Origin of the sequence: Ornithinimicrobium sp. INDO-MA30-4, from assembly GCF_021535045.1 — a bacterium.
In the GTDB taxonomy this organism is placed as follows: domain Bacteria; phylum Actinomycetota; class Actinomycetes; order Actinomycetales; family Dermatophilaceae; genus Ornithinicoccus.
The window spans coordinates 1,963,613-1,984,505 of the sequence record NZ_CP091056.1; the positions used below are offsets into that span (position 1 = coordinate 1,963,613).

20 protein-coding genes and 4 pseudogenes are annotated in these 20,893 nt (G+C 61.0%); 13 read left to right on the top strand and 11 right to left on the bottom strand.

The genetic code is table 11. From position 1 onward, the window contains the following. Window positions 1–80: 80 nt before the first annotated feature. Window positions 81–1,565, bottom strand: a pseudogene (locus tag L0A91_RS11800) (long-chain fatty acid--CoA ligase). Between the two features lie 52 nt (window positions 1,566–1,617). Between L0A91_RS11800 and L0A91_RS11805 the strand changes: the two are divergent. Continuing rightward, window positions 1,618–2,229, top strand: a complete 612-nt coding sequence (locus L0A91_RS11805) for an NADPH-dependent FMN reductase (protein ID WP_311197805.1) — start codon at window positions 1,618–1,620, stop codon at window positions 2,227–2,229. A 64-nt stretch (window positions 2,230–2,293) separates the two neighbouring features. Here the strand turns inward: L0A91_RS11805 and L0A91_RS11810 are convergent, their stop codons facing one another. Genes L0A91_RS11810 through L0A91_RS19100 form a run of 4 tightly spaced genes read right to left on the bottom strand, consistent with a single transcriptional unit; the run spans window position 2,294 to window position 4,609 of the window. Then, a complete protein-coding gene (locus tag L0A91_RS11810; protein WP_235244612.1) occupies window positions 2,294–3,121 on the bottom strand; it encodes a glycosyltransferase family 2 protein in 828 nt (275 codons plus the stop codon). Between the two features lie 9 nt (window positions 3,122–3,130). Continuing rightward, a complete protein-coding gene (locus L0A91_RS19090) occupies window positions 3,131–3,517 on the bottom strand; it encodes a hypothetical protein (protein ID WP_311197806.1) in 387 nt (128 codons plus the stop codon). Beyond that, the gene (locus L0A91_RS19095) at window positions 3,514–4,284 is read right to left on the bottom strand and encodes an RNA ligase family protein (RefSeq protein WP_311197807.1); all 771 of its coding nucleotides are present in this window, start codon (window positions 4,282–4,284) and stop codon (window positions 3,514–3,516) included. The genes L0A91_RS19090 and L0A91_RS19095 overlap by 4 nt, the downstream gene beginning before the upstream one ends. A 28-nt stretch (window positions 4,285–4,312) precedes the next feature. Next, on the bottom strand, window positions 4,313–4,609 hold the full coding sequence (locus L0A91_RS19100; RefSeq protein ID WP_311197808.1) for a hypothetical protein: 297 nt from the start codon (window positions 4,607–4,609) through the stop codon (window positions 4,313–4,315). Between the two features lie 136 nt (window positions 4,610–4,745). Between L0A91_RS19100 and L0A91_RS11820 the strand changes: the two genes are divergently transcribed. The 4 genes from L0A91_RS11820 (at window position 4,746) to L0A91_RS11835 (ending at window position 8,502) form a co-directional block, all read left to right on the top strand. Continuing rightward, complete coding sequence (locus tag L0A91_RS11820; RefSeq protein WP_235244614.1) at window positions 4,746–5,144, top strand: thiol-disulfide oxidoreductase DCC family protein; 399 nt, start codon at window positions 4,746–4,748, stop codon at window positions 5,142–5,144. Beyond that, the gene (locus L0A91_RS11825; protein WP_235244615.1) at window positions 5,137–6,051 is read left to right on the top strand and encodes a mechanosensitive ion channel family protein; all 915 of its coding nucleotides are present in this window, start codon (window positions 5,137–5,139) and stop codon (window positions 6,049–6,051) included. Before L0A91_RS11820 ends, L0A91_RS11825 begins: the two co-directional genes overlap by 8 nt. A gap of 148 nt (window positions 6,052–6,199) precedes the next feature. Next, the gene (locus tag L0A91_RS11830; RefSeq protein WP_235244616.1) at window positions 6,200–7,219 is read left to right on the top strand and encodes a glycosyltransferase family 2 protein; all 1,020 of its coding nucleotides are present in this window, start codon (window positions 6,200–6,202) and stop codon (window positions 7,217–7,219) included. A 71-nt stretch (window positions 7,220–7,290) separates the two neighbouring features. After that, window positions 7,291–8,502 (top strand): amidohydrolase, encoded by a 1,212-nt coding sequence (locus tag L0A91_RS11835; protein ID WP_235244617.1) that lies wholly within the window; start codon window positions 7,291–7,293, stop codon window positions 8,500–8,502. Here the strand turns inward: L0A91_RS11835 and L0A91_RS17590 are convergent. From L0A91_RS17590 to L0A91_RS11865, 6 genes are all read right to left on the bottom strand, one after another. Then, window positions 8,474–9,346, bottom strand: a complete 873-nt coding sequence (locus tag L0A91_RS17590) for an alpha-galactosidase (protein ID WP_397333719.1) — start codon at window positions 9,344–9,346, stop codon at window positions 8,474–8,476. The two genes, L0A91_RS11835 and L0A91_RS17590, sit on opposite strands and share 29 nt — an antisense overlap. Then, window positions 9,319–9,795, bottom strand: a complete 477-nt coding sequence (locus L0A91_RS17595) for an alpha-galactosidase (protein WP_260115207.1) — start codon at window positions 9,793–9,795, stop codon at window positions 9,319–9,321. The genes L0A91_RS17590 and L0A91_RS17595 overlap by 28 nt, the downstream gene beginning before the upstream one ends. A 4-nt stretch (window positions 9,796–9,799) precedes the next feature. Further along, window positions 9,800–10,501, bottom strand: coding sequence for a glycoside hydrolase family 36 N-terminal domain-containing protein (locus L0A91_RS11850; protein ID WP_235244618.1), 702 nt, complete (start codon window positions 10,499–10,501; stop codon window positions 9,800–9,802). A gap of 161 nt (window positions 10,502–10,662) precedes the next feature. Further along, window positions 10,663–11,538: a carbohydrate ABC transporter permease gene (locus L0A91_RS11855; protein WP_235244619.1), complete on the bottom strand. Its 876-nt coding sequence runs from the start codon at window positions 11,536–11,538 to the stop codon at window positions 10,663–10,665. Beyond that, entirely contained in the window at window positions 11,535–12,470 is a 936-nt protein-coding gene (locus L0A91_RS11860; protein WP_235244620.1) for a carbohydrate ABC transporter permease, read from the bottom strand. The genes L0A91_RS11855 and L0A91_RS11860 overlap by 4 nt, the downstream gene beginning before the upstream one ends. Before the next feature lie 31 nt (window positions 12,471–12,501). Next, entirely contained in the window at window positions 12,502–13,815 is a 1,314-nt protein-coding gene (locus tag L0A91_RS11865; protein WP_235244621.1) for an ABC transporter substrate-binding protein, read from the bottom strand. 305 nt (window positions 13,816–14,120) lie between these two features. Here L0A91_RS11865 and L0A91_RS11870 point away from each other — a divergent pair. From L0A91_RS11870 to L0A91_RS11895, 8 genes and pseudogenes are all read left to right on the top strand, one after another. Continuing rightward, window positions 14,121–15,118: pseudogene (locus L0A91_RS11870) on the top strand (beta-galactosidase); the annotation flags it as partial. Between the two features lie 105 nt (window positions 15,119–15,223). Next, on the top strand, window positions 15,224–16,126 hold the full coding sequence (locus tag L0A91_RS11875) for a beta-galactosidase trimerization domain-containing protein (RefSeq protein WP_235246619.1): 903 nt from the start codon (window positions 15,224–15,226) through the stop codon (window positions 16,124–16,126). A 32-nt stretch (window positions 16,127–16,158) separates the two neighbouring features. Beyond that, window positions 16,159–16,703, top strand: a pseudogene (locus L0A91_RS11880) (DeoR/GlpR family DNA-binding transcription regulator); the annotation flags it as partial. Between the two features lie 158 nt (window positions 16,704–16,861). After that, window positions 16,862–18,130, top strand: coding sequence for a galactose-1-phosphate uridylyltransferase (gene galT / locus L0A91_RS11885; protein ID WP_235244622.1), 1,269 nt, complete (start codon window positions 16,862–16,864; stop codon window positions 18,128–18,130). Next, window positions 18,078–18,188, top strand: a pseudogene (locus L0A91_RS19970) (galactokinase family protein); the annotation flags it as partial. The gene galT and the pseudogene L0A91_RS19970, both read left to right, overlap by 53 nt. Window positions 18,189–18,206: 18 nt before the next feature. Further along, complete coding sequence (locus L0A91_RS11890) at window positions 18,207–19,115, top strand: hypothetical protein (RefSeq protein ID WP_235244623.1); 909 nt, start codon at window positions 18,207–18,209, stop codon at window positions 19,113–19,115. Then, complete coding sequence (locus L0A91_RS19975) at window positions 19,028–19,210, top strand: hypothetical protein (RefSeq protein ID WP_397333720.1); 183 nt, start codon at window positions 19,028–19,030, stop codon at window positions 19,208–19,210. Before L0A91_RS11890 ends, L0A91_RS19975 begins: the two co-directional genes overlap by 88 nt. A 159-nt stretch (window positions 19,211–19,369) precedes the next feature. Then, a complete protein-coding gene (locus L0A91_RS11895) occupies window positions 19,370–20,791 on the top strand; it encodes a GTP pyrophosphokinase family protein (protein WP_235244624.1) in 1,422 nt (473 codons plus the stop codon). Window positions 20,792–20,893: the final 102 nt, after the last annotated feature.

Here is a 20,893-nt window from a genome sequence, read left to right on the forward strand (position 1 = left end):
CACTGAGTGATTGAGCCTGAACCTTCCCCGGCCCGTTACTAGCGACAGACACTGGGAAGGGCAAAAGATAGAGAGATTAGCTAGTCCTTCAGTTCGCGCTTGAGGATCTTGCCGGTTGCGCCCTTGGGCAACGCCTCAATGAAGTGAACGTCGCGGGGGTACTTATAGGGGCGACCCGCTCTTTCACGTAGGCACTGATCTCTTCACCGGTGGCCTTCTGGTCCGGAGCGAGCACGACATACGCAGCGATTTCTTCGCCCAACTCGGGGTGGGGGCGACCCACGACAGCCACCTCCGCGACGGCGGGGTGCTCGTAGAGGACTTCTTCGACCTCGCGGGGTACACGTTGAGGCCACCACGGTTGATCATGTCCTTCATCCGATCGACCACGAAGTAGTACCCGTCATCATCCTTGGTGCCCAGGTCGCCTGAGTGGAACCACCCATCGTCGTCAATAGCGTCGGCAGTCGCGTCTTCGCGACCCCAATAGCCCGTCATGATGTTCTCGCCGCGGATGCAGATCTCGCCGATCTCACCCTCCGTTGTGTCCGACCCATCGAGTTGGGCCAGCTTCATCTCGACCCCTTCAATCGGGGTGCCAATCGAGCCTGCCTTGCGCTCTTTGTCTGGGTGGTTGAATGAGGCGACCGGGCTGGTCTCTGAGAGGCCGTAGCCCTCAAGAATGACGCAGCCGAAGTGCTCTTCAAACTTGCGCAGCACCTCAACAGGCAATGAAGAGCCACCGCATACCGACGTCCGCAGGCTGGACAGGTCTGGCTCGGTTTCTGCAGCCGCAGCAGCAGCCAGCAACGCGCCATACATCGTGGGGACGCCCTCAAACACAGTCACCTTGTCGCGCTCAATGACCTCAAGAGCTTTGGCCGGGTCAAAGCGTGGGATCATCGTCAACGTCGAACCGTTGGCGAAGGCAGCGTTCATGCCACAGGTCATGCCAAAGACGTGGAAGAGCGGCAGACAGCCCATCACCATGTCTTCGGTGCTGAGGTGAAGCAGGTTGGCGGCGGTCTTGTGCTGATTGGTCTCCAGGTTGTCGTGTGACAACTCAGCACCCTTGGGCCGCCCCGTGGTGCCTGAGGTGTAGAGAATGACGGCCGTGTCGCTGCCTGCACGCTCAGCGATTTCAGCGGTCGGATCCATCTCTGCGAGCAGGTGTCCAACACCTTCCAAGCCGACCGGCACGTGGGTAGCCCCGGTGGCTTCAGCCGCTGCGGTTACTTCCTCGCCGGGCATCGCAAAGATAAGTTTGGCTTGCGCGTCCTGCAGGTAGAACTCAATCTCGCGCCGCTTAAACAGCGGATTCATCGGCACCACAATCGCACCAAGGCGCAGCGCGCCGTAATAGATCACCGGAAAAGCGGGCAAGTTGGGCAGCATCAGGGCAACACGGTCGCCAGCAGCCACTCCTGATCGCTCAACCAGGTGGCCATCTTGGCCGCGGCACCTTCTATCTCTGCATAGCTCGCGCGGTGCGCATCGAGGATGATTGCCGGCTGGTCTGGGTGCTCAGACGCGGTGCGGGACAAGTTGTGGGCGATATTGGTCATCGTTGACTCCTTCAGGGGTTGCCTACTCCTCGCCAGCATACGGCTGGCCCACGTGGATGGCATTCGGGAGCCGTTGTGCCGCACAATGTCCAACATGGAGCCTCTACGCATCGCGATGATTATTGGCAGCACCCGCCCCAACCGGATTGGCCCGGGCTTTGCTCAGTGGGCGCACGAAATGGCCCAGGGCCGCGACGACATGAGCGTGGACCTGCTCGACCTGGTCGACTTCGACTTGCCACTCCTGAACGAGCCAGCGCCCGCTGGTGGCGGTGAGTACACCACCCCACACGCCAAGAAGTGGTCGCGGACCATCGCACAATATGACGGCTTCGTGTTCGTGACCCCTGAATACAACAGTTCAATGCCCGCATCGTTGAAGAACGCCATCGACTACCTCCACTCCGAGTGGGCCGACAAATCAGCTGGAATCATTTCCTACGGTGGCACCGGTGGCGTCCGCTCGGCGCACGCCTTGCGTTTGGTCTTGGGTCAGTTGAGCCTGGCCACGGTTCGCGCCACCGTGAGTCTGACGCTGCGTGAAGACATGAAGGACGGTGTCGCTGCGCCGCGTCCCCACCAGGACCGTTTGGTGACTGAGTTGCTGGACTCAGTAGGCAACTGGGGTCGCGGGATGCGTTTCGTGCGCGGGGAAAAGAACTAGCTCTGGTCTTTTATCCTGGGGTCGGGCCCAATATCGATGGGCTCGACCACCTTGCCGGGACGGACTAGCCGGAGGTAGCCGTAAAGTGGCCCACCGTCGTGACGCTGGTGCGCACGAGTGATCGCGCCGAGACCCCCTTCTTGTTCACCATCTGGGTGAGAAAGTAGGGCGGAAGCACAGCAATATCCAGAGCGACCGTGCGGCCATTGAGCGGCTTGTTGAAGTAGCCCGGGTGGCGGGACCAAATCACCGTCTCGGCCATCCCACTCCGCATCAATTTGGGCAGCAATCGAAGTGTTGTCCGGGTCGGATTAAAAGCAAGATGCATCCCCGTTCCGGTGGTCATCCGCACACCTTCTTGCTTGGCGCGCAACGTCAAAAGAGTGTCCTCCCCGCCGTAACGCGGCAGGGATTCATCGAACCCGCCAATCGCGAAGAACACCTCCCGCTTGATGGCAAAGTTGCCACCCGAGAGTTGGCCGCGGGCATTCACTAGCCTGCCGCGCAGTTCACCGTTTGGCCCAGGCCACCAGGTCTTCCCCTTCACCAGATGGTGCGTTTCCAGGCCAAGAAGTGCGCTCTCGATCCAGCCTGGCTGCACCTCATCGTCGGCGTCTACGAACGCTAGCGCTTCACCAAGGGAAGCCAACGCGCCTTGGTTGCGACCGTGGCTAATGCCCATCCGCCCCGAAGCCGGGATCACCCGGACAGCCGCCTGAGACTGTTGGGCCCACGCTGTAACCACCGACGCAGTGTCATCCGTTGACTTGTTGTCAGCCACGACAATTTCGCCATTGGCCTGTGCCACCTGTGCATCCAGCGCCGCGAGTTGCTTGGTGATCACCCCGGCAGCATTGTGCGCGGTGATGATCACACTGATCGGCAAGGTCATCTAGTCAGCCTAGTGGTTGAGCCTCCGCAAGTCACTCAAGGTCGCGATCTCCGAAACAGGCTTGTCATCGCGGTAGCGCAACACTCGCGCGAATCGCAGAGCTAGGCCTCCGGGGTAGCGCGTCGACCGCTGGACTCCGTCAATCGCAATTTCCACCACCTGCTCTGGGCGCACCTGCACGACATACCCATCGGTATTTATCGCCAATTCGGTGAAGCGTCGCGTCTGCCAGGCCAGCATTTCGTCCGTCATCCCCTTGAACGTCTTGCCCACCATCACCAGCTCACCGTCCTCACCCCGCGCCGCCAAGTGGATGTTGGACAGCCAACCTTTGCGCCGACCGCTGCCTTGCTCGACGGCAACAACGACCAGGTCATAGGTATGCCGAGGCTTCACTTGATCCACCCCGCACCCCGGCGTCCGGCAGCGTAGGGCTGATCGATCGACTTCAGCACCACGCCTTCTTGGCCGACTGCGACCAGTTCGGCGAAAAAGCCTTGGGCGGCCTCAGAGTCCGACGTCACCAACCGAGGCACCATCAGGTTTGGGGCTACCTGCGCCAACCATTTCCAGCGCTCGGCGCCGCCTTGGTCAAGCAGGTCTTCGCCATTGAGGTGCAACACGTCAAAGAGATACGTGGTCAGCGGCACCTGCTCGCGCAATTGAGCCACATCGGCACTGCTGGCTGTGCGAGCGCCCGTGACTTGGAAGGGCTCAGGGCTGCCATCTGCGCGCTGAGCAATCACTTCACCATCAAAAACTGCCTGCTCCAGCGGCAACGCGGCCAAGGTATCCACCACTTCAGGCAGTCGATCGGTGATGTCGTCAAGAGTTCGGGTGAAGAGGCGCACGACTGTGTCTTCACGGTGATCGACATGGGCCTGGATCCTGATGCCATCGAGCTTGGCTTCCACCGCAACGTCGCCGCCCTGCGGTTGCAGCGCCTCAATCGCCTCCGCGGCACTCGGAGCCGCGGCCGCCAGCATCGGCCGAAGAGGCCTGCCGACCTGCAGAGTGACTTGTTCCAGGGCTTGCCGCGCGGCAGTCGGGCTGTCTTGGCTCATCGCAATCGCCGCCACCGGCGCAGCAAAACCGGCGATCATCACCGCTCGACGGACCACCGCGTCAGCCACCCCAGAGGCGGCAGTGATCGCCTGAATCATGATGCCGTCGCCTGCGCCTTGCCTGACCTCACCCGTCAAAGGCCCCGCAGCCACTTCTGTTCCGCTGCCGTGGCACGAGCAAACAGCACATCCAGCGCCTCACGCCGCAAAGACTGGGAGCCAGCACCCCGCATTGCCCTATCGCCGAGAAGGTCTGATCGACCTCGGCAACTCCGAGGTTGGGTTGGTGCGCCGGTGGCGGCAACTCCCGCAGCGAGCGCCAACTCACCCCAATCCGGCGTTGGGGTAACACCCCCGACAGGTAGTCAGTCACCACGGGCACCACGGCCGGCTCGGAAACGGCCTCACGCAGAACCTGCGCCACAGCCTCAACCTTGCCCTTTCGGGACGAAGTTTGGGCAAGCTCTTGCGACGCCTCGACAACCCTGGCCAGCTGCATACCAACGAACATTAGCGAGCGCCTTGCCAGACCATCACACCGCTATGCCAAGGTATGGCGTATGGCAGCAGACAATTCTCCCAAGCCAGTCTTCATCTTCGATGGGGATTGCGGATTCTGCACGACGTCCTCCAACGTGCTCCGCCGGGTCTTCGACCCACTCAAGCACTTCGCGATCGAGCCGTATCAGCACCTGGATCTTGACGCCTACGGGCTGACCGAAGCCGACTGCGACGCCGCGGCGCAATACGTGCGCGCAGACGGATCAGTGCATGCCGGGCACCGGGCGATCGCGCGGCCCTGCTTGATGGCCGCCCTTGGCGGTCCCGTTTGGTGCCGTGCTGAGCTTGCCAGTGATCGACCAAGTGGCCGAGGTGGTCTATCAGTGGGTGGCAGAAAATCGCGGCATGCTGCCGGGGGTACGCCAGCCTGCGCCTTAGCCGCAAAGAATAATGAGTAGCACCACCCCGGCACCGGATGAGTCCGACCTGTCAGACACACCAAATGTCGTCGTCACCGGGGTCACCGAATCCCTAGGGTTGCCGCCCGTCTCGTGGGAGACGCTCAGCCTAGGTGCCGGGGCGTTCGTTGCCGCAGTCATCTTGGGCTATGCCGCGCGCTACGTCGCCAAGGCATACCTGCGTTGGCGCGGTGCAGGCCCCAGCGCTGTCGACGTTTTCAGCAAATTGGTGCAGTGGGGCATCCTGCTCCTCGGCTTCCTCACTGCGATGACGCTCATCTTTCCGAGCGTCCAACCCGTGGACATCCTCGGCGGCGTTGGAGTCATCTCGATCGCGGCTGGTATCGCCTTCCAGACCGTGCTGGGCAACATGTTCGCTGGCATCGTCATTTTGGCTCGTGGCTCCTACACCGTCGGCGATCAGATCGCCGTTCGTGATGTACGCGGTGAAGTCACCGACATCTCGCTCAACAGCACGACCGTGCGCACCTTTGATGGCCGCCAAGTATTGGTGCCCAACCAGGTCATGCATTCCGATGTGGTCACTGTGCAGACTGGCTATGAGGCAGTCCGGACGAGTGTGACCGTGCAGGTGGACGCCGAAGCAGACCCCGCGCGCACCCAGCGCATCGCCGTTGAGGCCATGTCCGACCTGCCCGAGGTGTTGGCAACGCCGCAGCCGCAGGCCCTGTTGACTGAGCTAAACAAGGGTGCCTTGACCGTCGAGATGCGCTTTTGGTCTGGGGCGCGGCAATTCGAAACCCGCGAAGCACAGCACGCAGTTATTGCTGCCGTGTTGGCCGCCTTCAACGACAACGCCGTGATGTTGGCGGACGAGGTGCAAGTCATTGAAGCCGGCCCACAACTCCTGAAGGGACTGGAGAATCGTGACACCCATCAACGCTGAAATGTAGAGAAGGCTCCTAGGATCCTGCTTCCACGACGGGCGACGCGTGAGCCGGTAGCCTGCCTCCGTAGGATGCTCTGCCCGGCGGCGTCATCGGCACTCCAGCCCTAACCCGGCTGGCCCGCCACCCAACGAATAGGGAGTTGCATTGTCCAACCCAGTTCAGACAACTCCCACCGAGTGCACGGTGATCATTCCTACTCATCGCGGGGAACACCGCTTGCCGCAGCTTCTTGATGCTCTCTCAGCCCAGGACTACTCGGGGGCATGGGAGGTCCTAGTAGTCGTTGACGGTCAGCTTGACGATAGCGAACACATCCTGGAGACCTACACAAACACTCTCCCCCTTCGAGTGTTAGTCCACAAGCTGCCCCAAGGTGTCACCCACGCCATGAACGCAGGCTTTGAAAATGCGCGTGGGCGCATCGTGATTCGGTGTGACGACGACCTCACGCCGGGACCGAACTTCGTGAGTGGCCACATGGTCCACCACGGGAGTTCCCAGCCAACCGGCGTGATTGGCCCCACCCGCGATGTCTTTCCAAACAACGCCTATGCCGAAGCCTATGGACGCTCGGCAAATCGACGAAGCCTCGCAGCGGCGTACGCGCGACCAGAAAACGCGAACTGGATCGGTTGGGCCGCCAATAACTCAGCACCCCGGGATCTCATATTGAGGGCGGGTGGTTTCGACCCCGACTTCGTCTACGGCCAGGACTCCGAACTGGGATATCGACTGCACAAACTCGGCCTCCGAATTATTGTCGAGCCCGCCCTCGAGATTGAGCATCGCGGTCCCTCTACCAGCACGTCGACACGAGTGCCGCGCGCCTTCGTTTCGGGAGCCTCGAAACGCCTCTTTTACCTCAAACATCCAGAGATGCAGCGTCGCAACGCACCACCCAGTTCGTGCTCCGCGTGGGTATGGCAGAACGCCGTCAACCTCCTGGCTGTGGCAGTCCGGTCCCGTGACGGTTTTGCCCAGATCGGCGCGTTGCTGGATAAGGCCATCAGGGTCTTACCCGAGTCTGTCTCCTCAAGGCTCATCGCTCTCGCAGTTGAAGCGGCTGGTCTCTCGGGTACGCGTAACGGAGCTGACGATCTCGGGGTCTACAAGCTTCAGAAGACGGCGGAGTTGCAGCGAGAGCCCACCAGCAGTCGCACTTAGCTCGAGCGCCATTGCGGGGGACCGTAAAGGTCATTCAGACGTAACGACAACTATTGGAGGACTGCTCAGACATGAGCACACCGATTAACGCTGAACTCCTCGGCGATCTGCATGACCTCTACCGCCAACTCCATGCCAGCCCCGAGTTGTCCATGGCTGAGCACGACACGTCCGCGCTGATCGAAGAGCGAATGACCGCCCTGGGGTATGCCGTCACGCGGCACGGCGGGACCGGCTTGGCTGCGGTCCTTGCTAACGGGCCGGGCCCCGTCGCGGCGTTCCGTGCCGACATCGATGCCCTTCCGTTAGCCGAAGACACTGGTCTGGACTACGCGAGCACCGCGACGGGCACGCTCCCCGATGGCACTGAGGTGCCGGTGATGCATGCGTGCGGTCACGACATGCACATTGCCGCCGCAATCGGAGCGGCCACGGTGCTAGCCCAGGACACCGACTCCTGGCGGGGAACCGTGATCTTTATCTTCCAGCCTGGCGAAGAAACCAGCGCTGGAGCCGCGGCCATGGTGGCCGACGGTCTCTGGGATGCCCTGCCCCGGCCCGAGGTCGTCTTCGGTCAACACGTGTGGCCAGGACTGGCCGGCACGGTGGAGTTGACTTCTGGCCCAGCGATGGCAATGGCCGACTCCTGGGAAGTCACGGTGCACGGTCGCGGCGGCCACGGGTCCAGCCCACAAGACACGATTGACCCGGTCTTGCTGATGTCGCACATGATTGTTCGGCTACAGAGTGTCGTTTCGCGCGAAGTCGCCGCTCAAGACTCTGCTGTAGTGACCGTGGCCAAAGTCTGGGCTGGCCTCAAGGAAAACATCATCCCCGCGGACGCGCACTTCACGATCAATGTGCGCGCCCTTAATGAGGGTGTCCGATCAGAGGTGCTGACCGCGTTGCGGCGTGTGCTGGCAGCCGAAGCCACCGCCTCAGGGGCCCCGGCGCCAACCATTCGCGAGCTCTACCGCTTCCCGCTGCTGGTCAACGAACCAGACGAAACGGCCAGAACCGTGCAGGTCCTCAGCGAAGCCCTGGGCCATGAGCAAGTCAGCACCGTCCCAGCCCGGATGGGCAGCGAGGACTTCGGCCACCTACCGCAGGCCATCAACGTGCCGGGTGTTTATTGGTTCTTTGGTGGCATGCCTGCCGAGGTTATCGACGGCAATGACCCGGTCCCGTCCAACCATTCGCCGTTCTTCGCGCCCGACATCGAGCCAACCTTGAGCACTGGCATTACTGCAGCTCTCAGCGTCCTTCGTGATCGGTTGCGCTGACTTCAAACAGCAAGCCAGCCATCGGGTCGAGCACGGGCATCGCTAGACCACGACGCATCAAGGCATCTCCCGACAAGGTCACACCGTGGCGGGTCCAGGGTGGCGTGGCCGCTGCCTGTCCGGCGATACGCACCTCGTCGCGGCCTGTGACATCGAGGGCGCGAACCGCATACGTCCGCTTGGGGTCCAACCCGTGCAGCCGCACCAGCCCTGGCATCGCGGCAGCGCCGCTAACGAGCCGGACGTAGGAGAAGGCTCCGTGCGTTTGATCGTGCGAGACGACGCCATGCAGCCAAGCCCCGTCCAGCTCTGGGCCCCGGATGGTCCGCCCGGCGTGCAGCAATGGTCGCAAGCGCTTGTGCAGAGATATCCAGCCGGCCAGGCGGGATCGTTCTTCATCACTGATTTTGGTGATGTCCCATTCGATACCGGCGTGACCCCACAGCGCAGTCAGGCATCTAAAGTCGAGGTCAGTGACCCGACCTGAGGTATGCGACGTGGTCGGGCCCACGTGGGTGCCGACGAGCTCCGGGGGCAGCAAGAGCCCGGTCCAGCGCTGAATGCTCTGTCGCTCCAACGGGTCATTGGAGTCACTGGCCCACACCCGCACCGTGTGCTCCAAGATGCCAAGGTCGACGCGTCCGCCACCTGAAGCACACGACTCAATCTCCAAGCCCGGGTGACGGGCTACTAACTCATCCATCAGCGCATACGTCGCTAGCGTTTGGCGGCGGACAGCGGGTTGCCCGTCAACATCCAGCGCCTCAATCAGGTCGCGGTTGTGGTCCCACTTCAGATAGTCGATCTCGCAGTTCGTCAGCACGGTGTCGAGCTGAGAGAGCACGTGCTCGTAGGCACCCGGGTTGCTGAGGTCCAACACCTGCTGGAACCGCCACTCTTTGGTGCTGGTGCGCTCAGGTGCCGCAAAACCCAGTCGGGATGTTCCCGCGCGAGATCGGAATCGAGGTTGACCATCTCGGGCTCTACCCACAGGCCCACCTGCATACCGTGTGATCGGACGCGCTCCGCGTAGGGCGCTAACCCTTGGGGCCAGACCTGAGCATCTACGGCCCAGTCACCCAGTCCAGCAGTGTCATCGCGGCGTCCGGTGAACCAGCCATCGTCGAGCACAATGCGCTCCACGCCGATCTCGGCGGCAGCGTCAATGATGGGCCCTAGCCGCTCCATGTCGTGGTCAAAATAGATTGCTTCCCACGTGTTGAGCGTCACCGGGCGGACAGTTTGCGGGTGATTGGTCCGGGCCCGCAAGTGCTGGTGGAACCGGTCGCTCAAGCCGTCAAGACCTTGATCGCTCCAGGCAAAAAGCACCGGCGGGGCCGAGTATGTCTCGTCGGTCTTGAGGCGGACTTCTCCAGGTCGGATCAACTCGCCTCCGCCCAAAATCCCCGCATGTCGGCCGGCCCCTTCCGGGAGCCGATCGACCATGTAGATGGTCACCGGACCAAGCCACGTGCGTAGCGAAAACCTCGCCGTGGCGTTCGGTGAATCCTGGTTCGCCAGCCACCATTACAAAGGCTGAGTCATGCCCAGACCGCCCACGGCGTGACTCCCGAATCCGGCCCCCCATCTGCAGGTCGCTGCGCTGGATGCGCCGCTCCCCGCACCAGCGACCGGTGAGGTCTAGCACCTCCGACGCCGTCGGTGGAATCGGCGCGACAGACATCAGACCAGCCAGGTCGATAACCCCGTCGGCGAGGTTGGTGACGTGGTGATTGATGATCAAGATGCCCGCATCGTCGAGCCTGACCTCGGTGTTCAATCCCAAACCGAAGGACTCATCAGTCGCCTCAATGCTCGCCGTTTGGGCATCAACCTGGTGCACCTGCACGTCAGACCAACTCGGCGAGAATGCCGCACCACTGCGATGAGCGGCCAGGCCAGGCCTTCCTGACCAGCCGTCAACCTCGAGAGGCAGCAACCGCAGCGCAACTGGCTTGTCGAAAGCGCTGCGGGGAACAGGCGGTGTTGAAGCCTTCATCAGCGCCTCAACACCACCAGCACCCTCGACACCTAGATCGGGACCAGTGCACGATCTCGGGCAACTGGTTTGGCTCGTCCTGCAAAACCAAACTGACCCCGTTTGCTCGCAAAGCAACAGTCACGCGATCCCTCACTGGTGTCGTTGTCGTCATCTGAACATTAGCCCTTGTCTGCGCCGAGGGTCAGGCCGGAAACGAACTGCTTCTGCAGGACGAAGAAGATCACGATGGTCGGAATGGCAACCATGATCGACCCAGCACTCAGTAGGTTGTAGTCAGTGAAGAACTGACCGCGCAGGTTCTGCAGTCCCGAGGTAATCGGGAACTTGTCGCCGCTGGTCAGGAAGGCAACGGCCCAAAAGAAGTCGTTGTAGATCCAGGTCACTTGCAGAACGCCAAGGGCTGCTAGCGGCGCACGACAGAGCGGCAAGATGATCTGCCAGTACTGACGCCAGACGCTGGCCCCATCGACCAGGGCTGCTTCGGTGAGCGACTGCGGTAGTGCCTTCATGAAGTTGCTCAGCACGAAGGTGCAAAAACCGGTTTGGAAGGCTATGTGCACCACGATGACCGACAGATAGTTGTCGAGCATGCCGACCTCACGGAACATCCGGAACAGCGGGATGAGCAAAGCCTGCTGTGGCAGCAAGTTGGCGGCCGTGAACAAGATCAGCATCGGCAGGTTGAACCAAAAGCTGAACCTGGCCAGCACGAAGGCAGCCATCGTCGAGAAGAACAGCGTGACAATCACAGCCGGGATCGTGATGATCGCCGAGTTCAAGAACAACTGGGCGAAGTTTCCATCAGCCCAAGCCTTGACGTAGTTGTCGAGCGTGAACCCGCCGAAGGACACATAGCCGTTTTGCGCCGTGTAGGCGTAGTCACGGAAGGAGTTGTAGGCCGCCCAAAACACTGGGAACAGCCAGGCAATCGCCATTGACGTGAGGAAGACATACAGCAGCACTCGGGTGGGCGTGAGTTTGCGCTTCTGGGCAACCCTGACCTCGGGGTCCTTTGTCACTGTGGCAGTGCTCATCGGTTCTCCCTTTCTCCATAGATCGAAATCATGTAGATCACAATGAAGACCAGGCTGAAGAGCAGCATGATCGTTGCGATAGCGGAGCCGAAGCCCACGCGGGAAGCTTCACCGATGACATTGGAGACGGTGAGCGAACTGAGCAACTCAAGGCCATTTCGCCCCTTATTGATCACCCACACAATGTCGAAGGCACGCAAGGCCTCAATCACGGTGATCACCAAGACGACCACGTTGATGGGTCGCATCGCCGGGAAGATCACGCTGAAGAAGGTGCGAGCTTCGCTTGCTCCATCCATCGCGGCAGCTTCGCGCAGCGCGGGGTCAACACCCTTCAGACCTGCTAAATAGAGCAGCATGATGTAGCCGACGTGTCGCCAGGAGGCAGCGACCAGCACCGCATAAATATTGATGTCGGCGTCGCCAAACCAGTCAATCTGGGTGCCAAGCACCGCGTTGAGCAGGCCTTGGTCATTGGAGTAGATCAACTGCCAGATGAAGCCAATCAAGGCGAGTGAGAGCACCACCGGCAGGTAGAGCGCACTCTGATAGAACACGGAGCCACGAATTTCGCGGTCCAGCAGGACGGCCATGAACATACCCAGCGGGGTCGCGATGAAGAAGAAGACCACGAGCCACAGCAGGTTGTTTTGCACCGCTGGGAAGAACGATGGATAGATCGTGACCAAGTCGACGTAGTTCTGCACACCGACGAAATCAATGTCACTGACCGGGCCAATGCCATTCCATCGAGTAAACGACAGCAACACGCTGATCAGCGCGGGCAGCCAGACAAGGCCAACGACGAACAGTGCCGGGATGATGACCATGACGGCCAAAACCGCCCGGTCACGACCTGTGAGTAGTTCAAGTTTTTTGTTGGGAGGCGGATCTGTCGCTGAGCGCGACGCGGATGGTGCTTGGGTGGACATGAGTCCTCCTGGGAGTAAGTGGGAGGAGCGCTCAGCCGAAGATTGACTCGGCTTGGGCCTGCATGGAGCTGGTGATGTCGGTGATCGCCTCAGGGTTCGCGAGGAACCGCTGCAATTCAGGGATCGCGACGGTGGCAGCAAAGTCAGGCCGAGTGTCTCGGTCCATAAACTGCGAAATGTTGTCAGCGTTGGCCACCAACTCAGCCGACTTAATCTGCAGCTGGTCATAGCCGCTGGTGTCGGTTTCGACGTTGGCGGCGATCTGCGGGTCAGTGTCGACGTAGATTTGTTGCGCTTGAGCCGACGCCAAGAACCGCAAGAGGTCGTCGGCACCGTCCGGGTTCTCCGGGTCGTTGCGCAGCATGAAGCCATCAATGGGTGCTTCAACCGCTCCAGCACCAATGGAGGGGTTGAACTCGGGAAAGTTAAAGAAGTCGAGGTCCTCTCGGTCCTCACCCTCGGCGAACTGCTGGTTAACGAAGAGCCCCAGCACATACATACCGCTCTCCCCCTGCTGCAAGGACTGTGCAGCTTCTTGCCAGGTGCGCCCCAAGGCACCTTCCTGGTGGTAGGAAAGCAGGTCCTTCCACTGCTCAAAGACGGCCTTGACCTCTTCTGAGTCCCAGCGTTGCTGGCCGGCCATCAACTCGATGTGGAAGTCGTAGCCGTTGATCCGCATGTTGAGGTAGTCGAAGGTGCCCATCTGTGGCCAACCATCGGCGGCTCCAAAGGCGATCGGGTTGAGACCTGTGTCCTGCATGTCCTCACACAGCGACTCAAAATCGCTGAGGTTTTCAGGGATTGAGTAGCCGTTGGCCTCAAACACGCTGGGCCGGTAGAAGACAGCCCAGGGGTAGTAGTAGAACGGCAAAACAATCTCTTGGCCTGCTTCGTTTTGGCAGGCGGTGCGGAATGCGTCGGTAAAGTTGTCACCCACCTCATCCCAAATGTGGGTCATCGGAGCAGCGAGCCCAACGTCTTCAAAGAACCTGGCCCGGAAGCCGGCGAACCAGGCGAACACATCATCTGGGTTGCCCTGCAGATAGGAGTTGATCTGCTCTTGGTAGGTGTTGGGGTCGGTCGCGTTCACGTCCACCGTGAGGCCGGTCTCGGCCTTGAAGGCTGCGAAAACGTTGTCGAAGGCTTCTTTGGGGATCGCCTCCGTTGAGCGCGATCCGTATCTGACGGCATTGGGGTCTGGGGCTCCACAGGCTGACAAACCTGCGAGGCCTGCAAGGCCAGCGCCACCCTTGAAGAGTGTTCGGCGGGAGAGCGGTGTGCTCAATCCTCCCGAGGATCGACTGAGGGCGGCGGGGCTTGGCATCTTGCCTGGGGGGTGCGGCATAGGTCCTCCATTGACTCGGCATTGAGTGGTCCGCACGCCAATCAATAAGGAACATGAATCAACGTGATACGAACAGAATCCAACAGAATGGGCGAGTCGTCAACCCTTTTTTCCAAACCCAGACCTGGTAAACCACCAGGAGTCAGCAACCAGAACCCACAGAGACCCCGAAAACTGTTGACTTGTGTTGATTTTGCGGCGAAGATTTCCCCATGACTTCTTGGCAGCCAGGCGGCGTCCTCCTCGGTGCGGACTACAACCCAGAGCAATGGCCAGAAGCCACCCTGGCCGAAGATGTTGCACTCATGCAGCAGGCTGGCTTTACCTTCGCTACCGTCGGCGTCTTCTCCTGGGCCCTCTGGGAGCCCACGCCTGGCGACTACAAGTTTGAACGGCTGCAGTCGATTCTCGACACCTTGCACGAAGCCGGGATCATGGTCGACCTAGCCACCGGCACCGCATCCGCGCCGCCATGGCTCGCCCGCCTCTACCCAGACGCAATGCCAGTCACCCGCGAAGGACTACAGCTCTACACGGCAGCCGGCAGACCTGGTGCCCGTCCAACCCCGACTTCGGCGAGCGCTCATTGGCGCTGGTTAAGGAGTTGGCGACTCGCTTCGGCGATCACCCGGCGGTTCGCATGTGGCACGTCGGCAATGAGTTCGGCTGTCACAACCTCATGTGCTTCTGTGGCATCTCTGCTGACGATTTCCGCGGCTGGCTCAAGGACCGCTACACCACACTTGATGCGTTAAACCATGCCTGGGGCACGACTTTTGGTCTCAGCGCTACGCCGACTGGGCCGACGTCATACCTCCGCGCACGACGACTGCCATCCCCAACCCGGGTGCCGAGTTGGACTGGCGACGCTTTGCTCTGACGCCTCGCTGCGCCAATACCTCGCGGAGCGCGACCTGCTGCGCTCGATCACTCCCGACATCCCGATCACCACCAACTTCATGGTGGGTCACGCCTTTGACGGACTCGATTACCACCAGTGGGCTCCGCATCAAGACGTCATCTCAAACGATCACTACCTGGGATCGCACCTGGATCAGCCCGAGATTGAGTTGGCGCTGTCCGCCGACATCATCCGCGGGTTGGCCGGTGGAAACCCTGGGTTTTGATGGAGCACTCGACGTCCGCAGTGAACTGGCAGCCCGTGAACTTGGCGAAAGCACCCGGTCAGATGCTGCGTGACAGCCTGAGCCATGTCGCTCGAGGAGCTGACACCGTGGCCTTCTTCCAATGGCGAGCCTCGCGATCTGGCGCGGAAAAGTACCACTCCGCGCTGGTGCCACACGCCGGCAAAGACTCTCGTGTTTGGCATGAGGTCTGCGAACTAGGCGAGGTCCTCGGCAAAATCTCCGAGGTCGAGGGCAGCCGCACGCAGTCCCGCGTCGCGCTTGTGCACAACTGGGATTCACTCTGGACCACCGATGGTGACTCCACGCCCAGCGAGCACCACCGCTATATGACCGAGGTGAACCGCTGGTATGCCGCTTGCTGGCGGGCCGGCTTGAGCGTCCAGGGCGTCGCGCCCGGCGACTCGCTCGATGGATTCGACGTGATCCTCGCCCCCGGACTCCATGTGGTGACTGACGCTGAGATCGCCAACATCACCAAGGCCGTCGAATCAGGTGCTCACGCAGTTATCACCTACTTTTCCGGGACAGTTGACGAGCTGGACCACGTTCGCCTCGGTGGCTACCCCGGCGGATTCGCGGAACTGCTCGGGGTTCACTTTGACGAGTTCGCGCCGCTGCTGCCTGGCCAGACCGCTGCCTTACGGTCAACTTCCGAACGGATCCAGCTCGCTGGCAACGCCAGCGGCTCAATCTGGACCGAACGCGGCCGTGCCGATGACGGGACCGAAGTCCTCGCCGACTACGCAGACGGCCCATCCCAGGGCAGCCCTGCAATGACTCGCCGCACCGTAGGAAACGGCAGCGCTTGGTATGTGTCGACCTCACCCGATGACGCCAGCATCGACTCGTTGATCGCTGCCCTCAGCGATGACAGCGGAGTCAGACCCACCGTGCCAGGGCTACCCGAAGGAGTGGACGCCGTCCGCCGCGTCGGCGAGCAAGCGTCATACCTCTTCGTGCTGAACCACAGACCAAGAGGTTGCCGTGCCGGTCGTCGGTCACGACCTCATCACCGGAACAGAGTCAACCGATGGCTCTTCGCTGCTGCTGTTAGCTGGTGGCGTCGCTGTTCTTCGCGAAGGAAGCACCTCATGAGCGCATTGGCCAAGCAACGGCAGCATCAAATCTTGGAAAAGATGCGGCGGGAGGAGCGGTGCGAGTGAGCGACCTGGTCGAGGAGATGAACGTCTCCGACATGACCATCCGCCGGGACATCGCCAGCCTCGCGGACCGAGGTTTGGCACATCGCGTCCACGGTGGCGCAACCTTGGCGGACACCTCGGGGTCAAGTATCGAGCCATCGTTCGCCAGCAAGCTCGGCGCTTCCCGCGAAGAGAAATTGGCTATTGCCAAGGTCGCCGCCTCGCTGGTCCCGCCCGGTTCATCGGTAGCGATCTCGGCGGGCACCACGGCCCTCGCCGTGGCCGAGGCACTATTGCCGGTGCGCGATCTGACCATCGTGACGAACTCGGTGCCGGTGGCTCAGACCATGCACGACCCAGAGCGACGCGACCGCACACTCGTCTTGACCGGTGGGGTGCGCACGCCGTCAGACGCTCTCGTCGGCTCGGTGGCGGTTGCCGGACTCACCGGACTTCACGTCGACCGGCTGTTCTTGGGGTGCACGGCATTAGCGAACGGGCAGGCTGCACCAGCCCTAACATCGCTGAAGTCACCACCAACAAGGCGCTCATCGAAACTGCCGCTCAGATTGTTGTCGTCGCTGACCGCACCAAAGTCGGGCTTGTCGGCCTGGCTACCGTCATCTCCCTCGACGAAATCGACGTGCTGATCACGGATGCAGCCATGACCGATGAAGACCAGACCATGCTCGCCGCGCACGTCGGCAAAGTGATGACTGCGGTGGTCGCCCCCAACGAGATAGGAAACATCACCGAATGAGTGCCGATATTGCTCGCACCTCCACCCGCCTGTCTGACGGGAGAGAGTTGATCTTCTTTGATGGGTCAGCGCCGTGGACAGAGGGTGAGACACGCACGATTGACGACCAGCGCGGATTGCCACCAGCCATTGGTGGCGCCCGTATGCGTCGCGACCCGTTGACCGGTGAGTGGATCCCGATGGCTTCGCACCGGATGAACCGCACGCATTTGCCACCAAAAGAGTTGTGCCCGTTATGTCCGACGGCACCAGGCGGCGAAGGCACCGAGATCCCTACCGACTCCTACGACGTCGTCGTGTTTGAGAATCGCTTCCCCTCTCTTGATGTCCGCGAAACCCCACAACCGGGCGGCGTCGTCGATGGTGAGGAGCTATGGCCCGAGCGCCCGGCTGCCGGCCACTGTGAAGTTGTCTGCTTCACCAGTGATCACGAAGCTTCGTTTGCCAGTTTGAGTGATCACAGCGCCCGCACCGTGATTGAGGCCTGGGCGGACCGCACAGCCGAGATTTCGCAGATCCCCTCGGTTGAGACAGTCTTTGCCTTCGAAAATAGGGGCCGCGAAATCGGCGTCACACTGGCGCACCCACATGGCCAGATCTACGGCTATCCCTATGTCCCGCCGCGCACTCTCCAGCACGTCACTCAAGCCGCAGCGCACTATGCGCGCACTGGCACAGACTTGCTGGGCGATATTTTGGCTGCCGAGGTGCGCTCTGGACGGCGAGTGATTGCGCGCGGGGAACACTGGACTGCCTTTGTGCCGGCCGCTTCGAAGTGGCCGGTTGAGGTTCATCTCGTGCCGCACCGCCACATCTTGGACTTCGCCGAGACCAACGCCGCGGAACGCGATGAGTTGGCCGCGATGTATCCAGCTATCTTGCGCCGCTTGGACCGCTTCTTTGAGGGCGAGGAGGGTGAGGTTATTCAGGCCCCCTACATTGCTGGCTGGTTTGCCGCGCCATTTGGCAAGCACCGCGAGGGTGTCGAGCGGGAAGCCTTGCCACGATTCCACTTGCAGGTCTTTAGCGTGCTGCGAGCGCCAGGGAAGCTGAAGTATCTCGCTGGCTCAGAGTCCGCGCAGGGAGCCTGGATCTCTGACACCACCCGGAAATGGTCGCTGACCGGTTTGCTCAGATCCCCGATCTGGGGCCAGCCGCAGAGGGCCAGGTCTAAGCCGTGTCGCAGCCACAGTGGATTGAAGTCACCCTGTCATCGAGCACGCCGAGGCGACTCGTCGGCAATTCGCTCAGGCTTACGGGCATGAACCAAGCGCCGTCTGGGGCGCCCCCGGCAGAGTCAATCTGATCGGCGAACACCTGGACTACAACGGCGGCCCCGTCTTGCCGATTGCGTTGCCGCACCTCACCGCGGTCGCGGTTGGTTTGGCACCCTCAGACCACGACGAGGCAGCATCGGCAGAAGTGCACGTTTCATCAGCCCACGGCGGGCAGACTGTGCGATTTAGTCTCGAAGCGTTGGCCCCAGGGTCGGTCGCGGGTTGGGCGGCCTATGTGGCTGGAGTCATCTGGGCCATGAGCGAGGCCGGCTGGGAGGTGCCCGCCATCGATCTGTATGTCGATGGTCGCGTGCCGGTTGGTGCTGGGCTGTCCTCCTCAGCCGCCCTGACCTGCAGCACAGCCTTGGCCGTGGCGCAGGTGAGCCAGACCCCTGCGGATTGGCCATGGACCAGCGTGGACGATGACGGGGCGCGGCGCGCCCTGGCGGCTGCCTGCATACGGGCAGAAAACGAATTTGCCGGTGCGCCAACCGGTGGAATGGACCAGTCAGCGGCAATGCGGGCAAGCGCCGGCCACGCCATGCTCTTGGATTGCGCATCGTTTGATATCGACCAGATCAGTTGGCCAGCGGAAGCAGAACTGCTGGTGGTGGACACGCGCAGCAACCACTCGCTCATCGATGGCCAATATGGCGGCCGCCGGGAAGCGTGCGAGCGGGCAGCAGAATTGTTGGGTGTTGATTCGCTAGCCGCCATCGCCCTGGCTGATCTCGAAGCGACGCTAACCACGTTGCCCGCTGCTGAACTCCAGGGCGTGGTGCGCCACGTGATCACCGAGACAGATCGAGTGGCCCGAGTGGCTGCTGGTCTGCTCTCCGGGGACCTGACCGCTGCTGGTGAAGCCCTCTTGAGTCACATGCCTCAATGCGGGACGACTTTGTCATCTCGACTCCCGAGCTTGATCGGGTTGTTGAAGACGCTCGAGAGGCCGGTGCGCTGGGCGCGCGGATGACTGGCGGTGGCTTTGGTGGATCAGCTGTCGTGCTCTGCCACCCCGGGACAGCAACCATGATCGGGGAACACATCCACCGGGAGCTGAGCAGATGAACCATGCAATACCGGGGTTGATGCAGGTGGCGCCTAGCCGCGCTGCCTTCCGGCTGGGGAGACACGCTTTTCCCGCCAACAAGTAGAGCGAGACCTATAAGCACATGCTAGGTAGCATACGAATCGGGTTGGGTGAGAAGCACCTACAAAGGGGATGTCATGGCTGGAGTGGACTACCAGGTGTGGGACTGGCTGCCTGTTGCAGCCAAAGAGATCGAGGACTACCTTGTGCGGCTACTCGCCGAAGCCCCCATCCACGCGCACAATGTCACGGCTAGGGCGAAGTCAATCCGGTCGTTCGACGAAAAATGCCTGACCAAGAACTACACGAACCCGCAGAAAGACGTTACCGACACAGTCGCAGTCCGGATCATCACGTACAGCGTTACCGATCAGAAGCATGCTAAAGAGTTAATAAGGGACCGCTTTATAACGAAAGAGGACCGAAACCCTGGCGAAGGCCGAGAATATCGACAACGAGGGTACGACTGTCATCATTTCATCATCACTGGAGAACGAAAAGACGCGGACGGCGAATGGCTAATTTCCGGTGGCAAACTTTCCCAGTATTTCGATGATATCGGCGGCCTAGAGATCCAAATCAGGACTGTGGCTGCCCACGCATGGGCGGAGTTTGAGCATTCGCGCCGATACAAGGGCAAGCTTTACGCCGCTATTAGCAGTGATGGCCAAGAGACGATCGATCAGTTATTCGGGGCGGCTGCCGACGCACGGCAAGCACTCGATGAAATTTTCATCGCGATTGACCGCCTGCTTGCTAATCCACCCTCAGGAAGTTCGCAAGCAGCCGATACGGATTACCCACAGGACGCCAAATCAGAACCGCATGTGGAGTCCACGGAGGCTGGCGACTCCAACTCCGGCACTCTCCTGGACTCCGCAGCGCTCAGTGATTACCTCACCCATAGATTCCCCAATGATAAAGCGGCATCCGTCAAGGGAATGGAATTCGCTCGGGAGCTCACTGAGGCCTGTGGAATTTCTAGCATTGAAGACCTGGATCAGTCCCTCAGTGCAATCCAAAGCGATCAGGTTCGCCTGCTAATGGATACCCCGACAACAGTTACACAGGTGCGGAGACTAGACGACGAGTTATTGGCAGTTTTTGGCGAGTCATATATCAAAAAAACAGGAAGCGCCGGATCATTCGCAAATCGCGACCAACAGTTACGTTGGCGCTACGACCGCCTCCGGGACAAGGTCGCCAAATATGAGACTTACCGACTGAATGGGCGCGATTGCCCGGAATCTCTCCAGGGACAAACGTTTACGGCTACACGTGCCGCACGAGAGGTCGTGCGGATAGTCGCGAATACACTGGGGACGGAAAATACTCTGATAGCCGGGGAAGTTGGGGCGTCTGAGAGCGAACTACTGCCCTCTGCGCGACCCGCGGAGGTGGAGGTCGGTGGCGCCGAATCGGTCTGGGTCGCTACCAACCGCAATCGGGCGGCCTCCGAGGACATCATCAAGGTACTCCTCAGGAGAGCCTCCGAATCCGACGTGGATCTAGGTGTCACGAACAGAGGGCTCGACCTCGCGCAAGATTTTGCTGGCTGAGGCCCTTTACCGTCAGGAAGATCGGCTGCCGTACTTCGACAGCGCTGTGGTTGAGCTACTGGCTTCCCGTGCCCTCGGAGCCTTTGGGGCTCTGTGCCACCT

What these genes read in the sequence shown, in the direction of transcription:
- galT (WP_235244622.1), top strand. Translation starts at nt 16,862, where the DNA reads ATGAGTGCCGATATTGCTCGCACCTCCACCCGCCTGTCTGACGGGAGA.
- L0A91_RS19975 (WP_397333720.1), top strand. Translation starts at nt 19,028, where the DNA reads ATGCGGGACGACTTTGTCATCTCGACTCCCGAGCTTGATCGGGTTGTT.
- L0A91_RS11865 (WP_235244621.1), bottom strand. Translation starts at nt 13,815, where the DNA reads ATGCCGCACCCCCCAGGCAAGATGCCAAGCCCCGCCGCCCTCAGTCGA.
- L0A91_RS11810 (WP_235244612.1), bottom strand. Translation starts at nt 3,121, where the DNA reads ATGACCTTGCCGATCAGTGTGATCATCACCGCGCACAATGCTGCCGGG.
- L0A91_RS11895 (WP_235244624.1), top strand. Translation starts at nt 19,370, where the DNA reads ATGGCTGGAGTGGACTACCAGGTGTGGGACTGGCTGCCTGTTGCAGCC.
- L0A91_RS11860 (WP_235244620.1), bottom strand. Translation starts at nt 12,470, where the DNA reads ATGTCCACCCAAGCACCATCCGCGTCGCGCTCAGCGACAGATCCGCCT.
- L0A91_RS11855 (WP_235244619.1), bottom strand. Translation starts at nt 11,538, where the DNA reads ATGAGCACTGCCACAGTGACAAAGGACCCCGAGGTCAGGGTTGCCCAG.
- L0A91_RS11835 (WP_235244617.1), top strand. Translation starts at nt 7,291, where the DNA reads ATGAGCACACCGATTAACGCTGAACTCCTCGGCGATCTGCATGACCTC.
- L0A91_RS19095 (WP_311197807.1), bottom strand. Translation starts at nt 4,284, where the DNA reads ATGATTCAGGCGATCACTGCCGCCTCTGGGGTGGCTGACGCGGTGGTC.
- L0A91_RS11820 (WP_235244614.1), top strand. Translation starts at nt 4,746, where the DNA reads ATGGCAGCAGACAATTCTCCCAAGCCAGTCTTCATCTTCGATGGGGAT.
- L0A91_RS11850 (WP_235244618.1), bottom strand. Translation starts at nt 10,501, where the DNA reads ATGAAGGCTTCAACACCGCCTGTTCCCCGCAGCGCTTTCGACAAGCCA.
- L0A91_RS11825 (WP_235244615.1), top strand. Translation starts at nt 5,137, where the DNA reads ATGAGTAGCACCACCCCGGCACCGGATGAGTCCGACCTGTCAGACACA.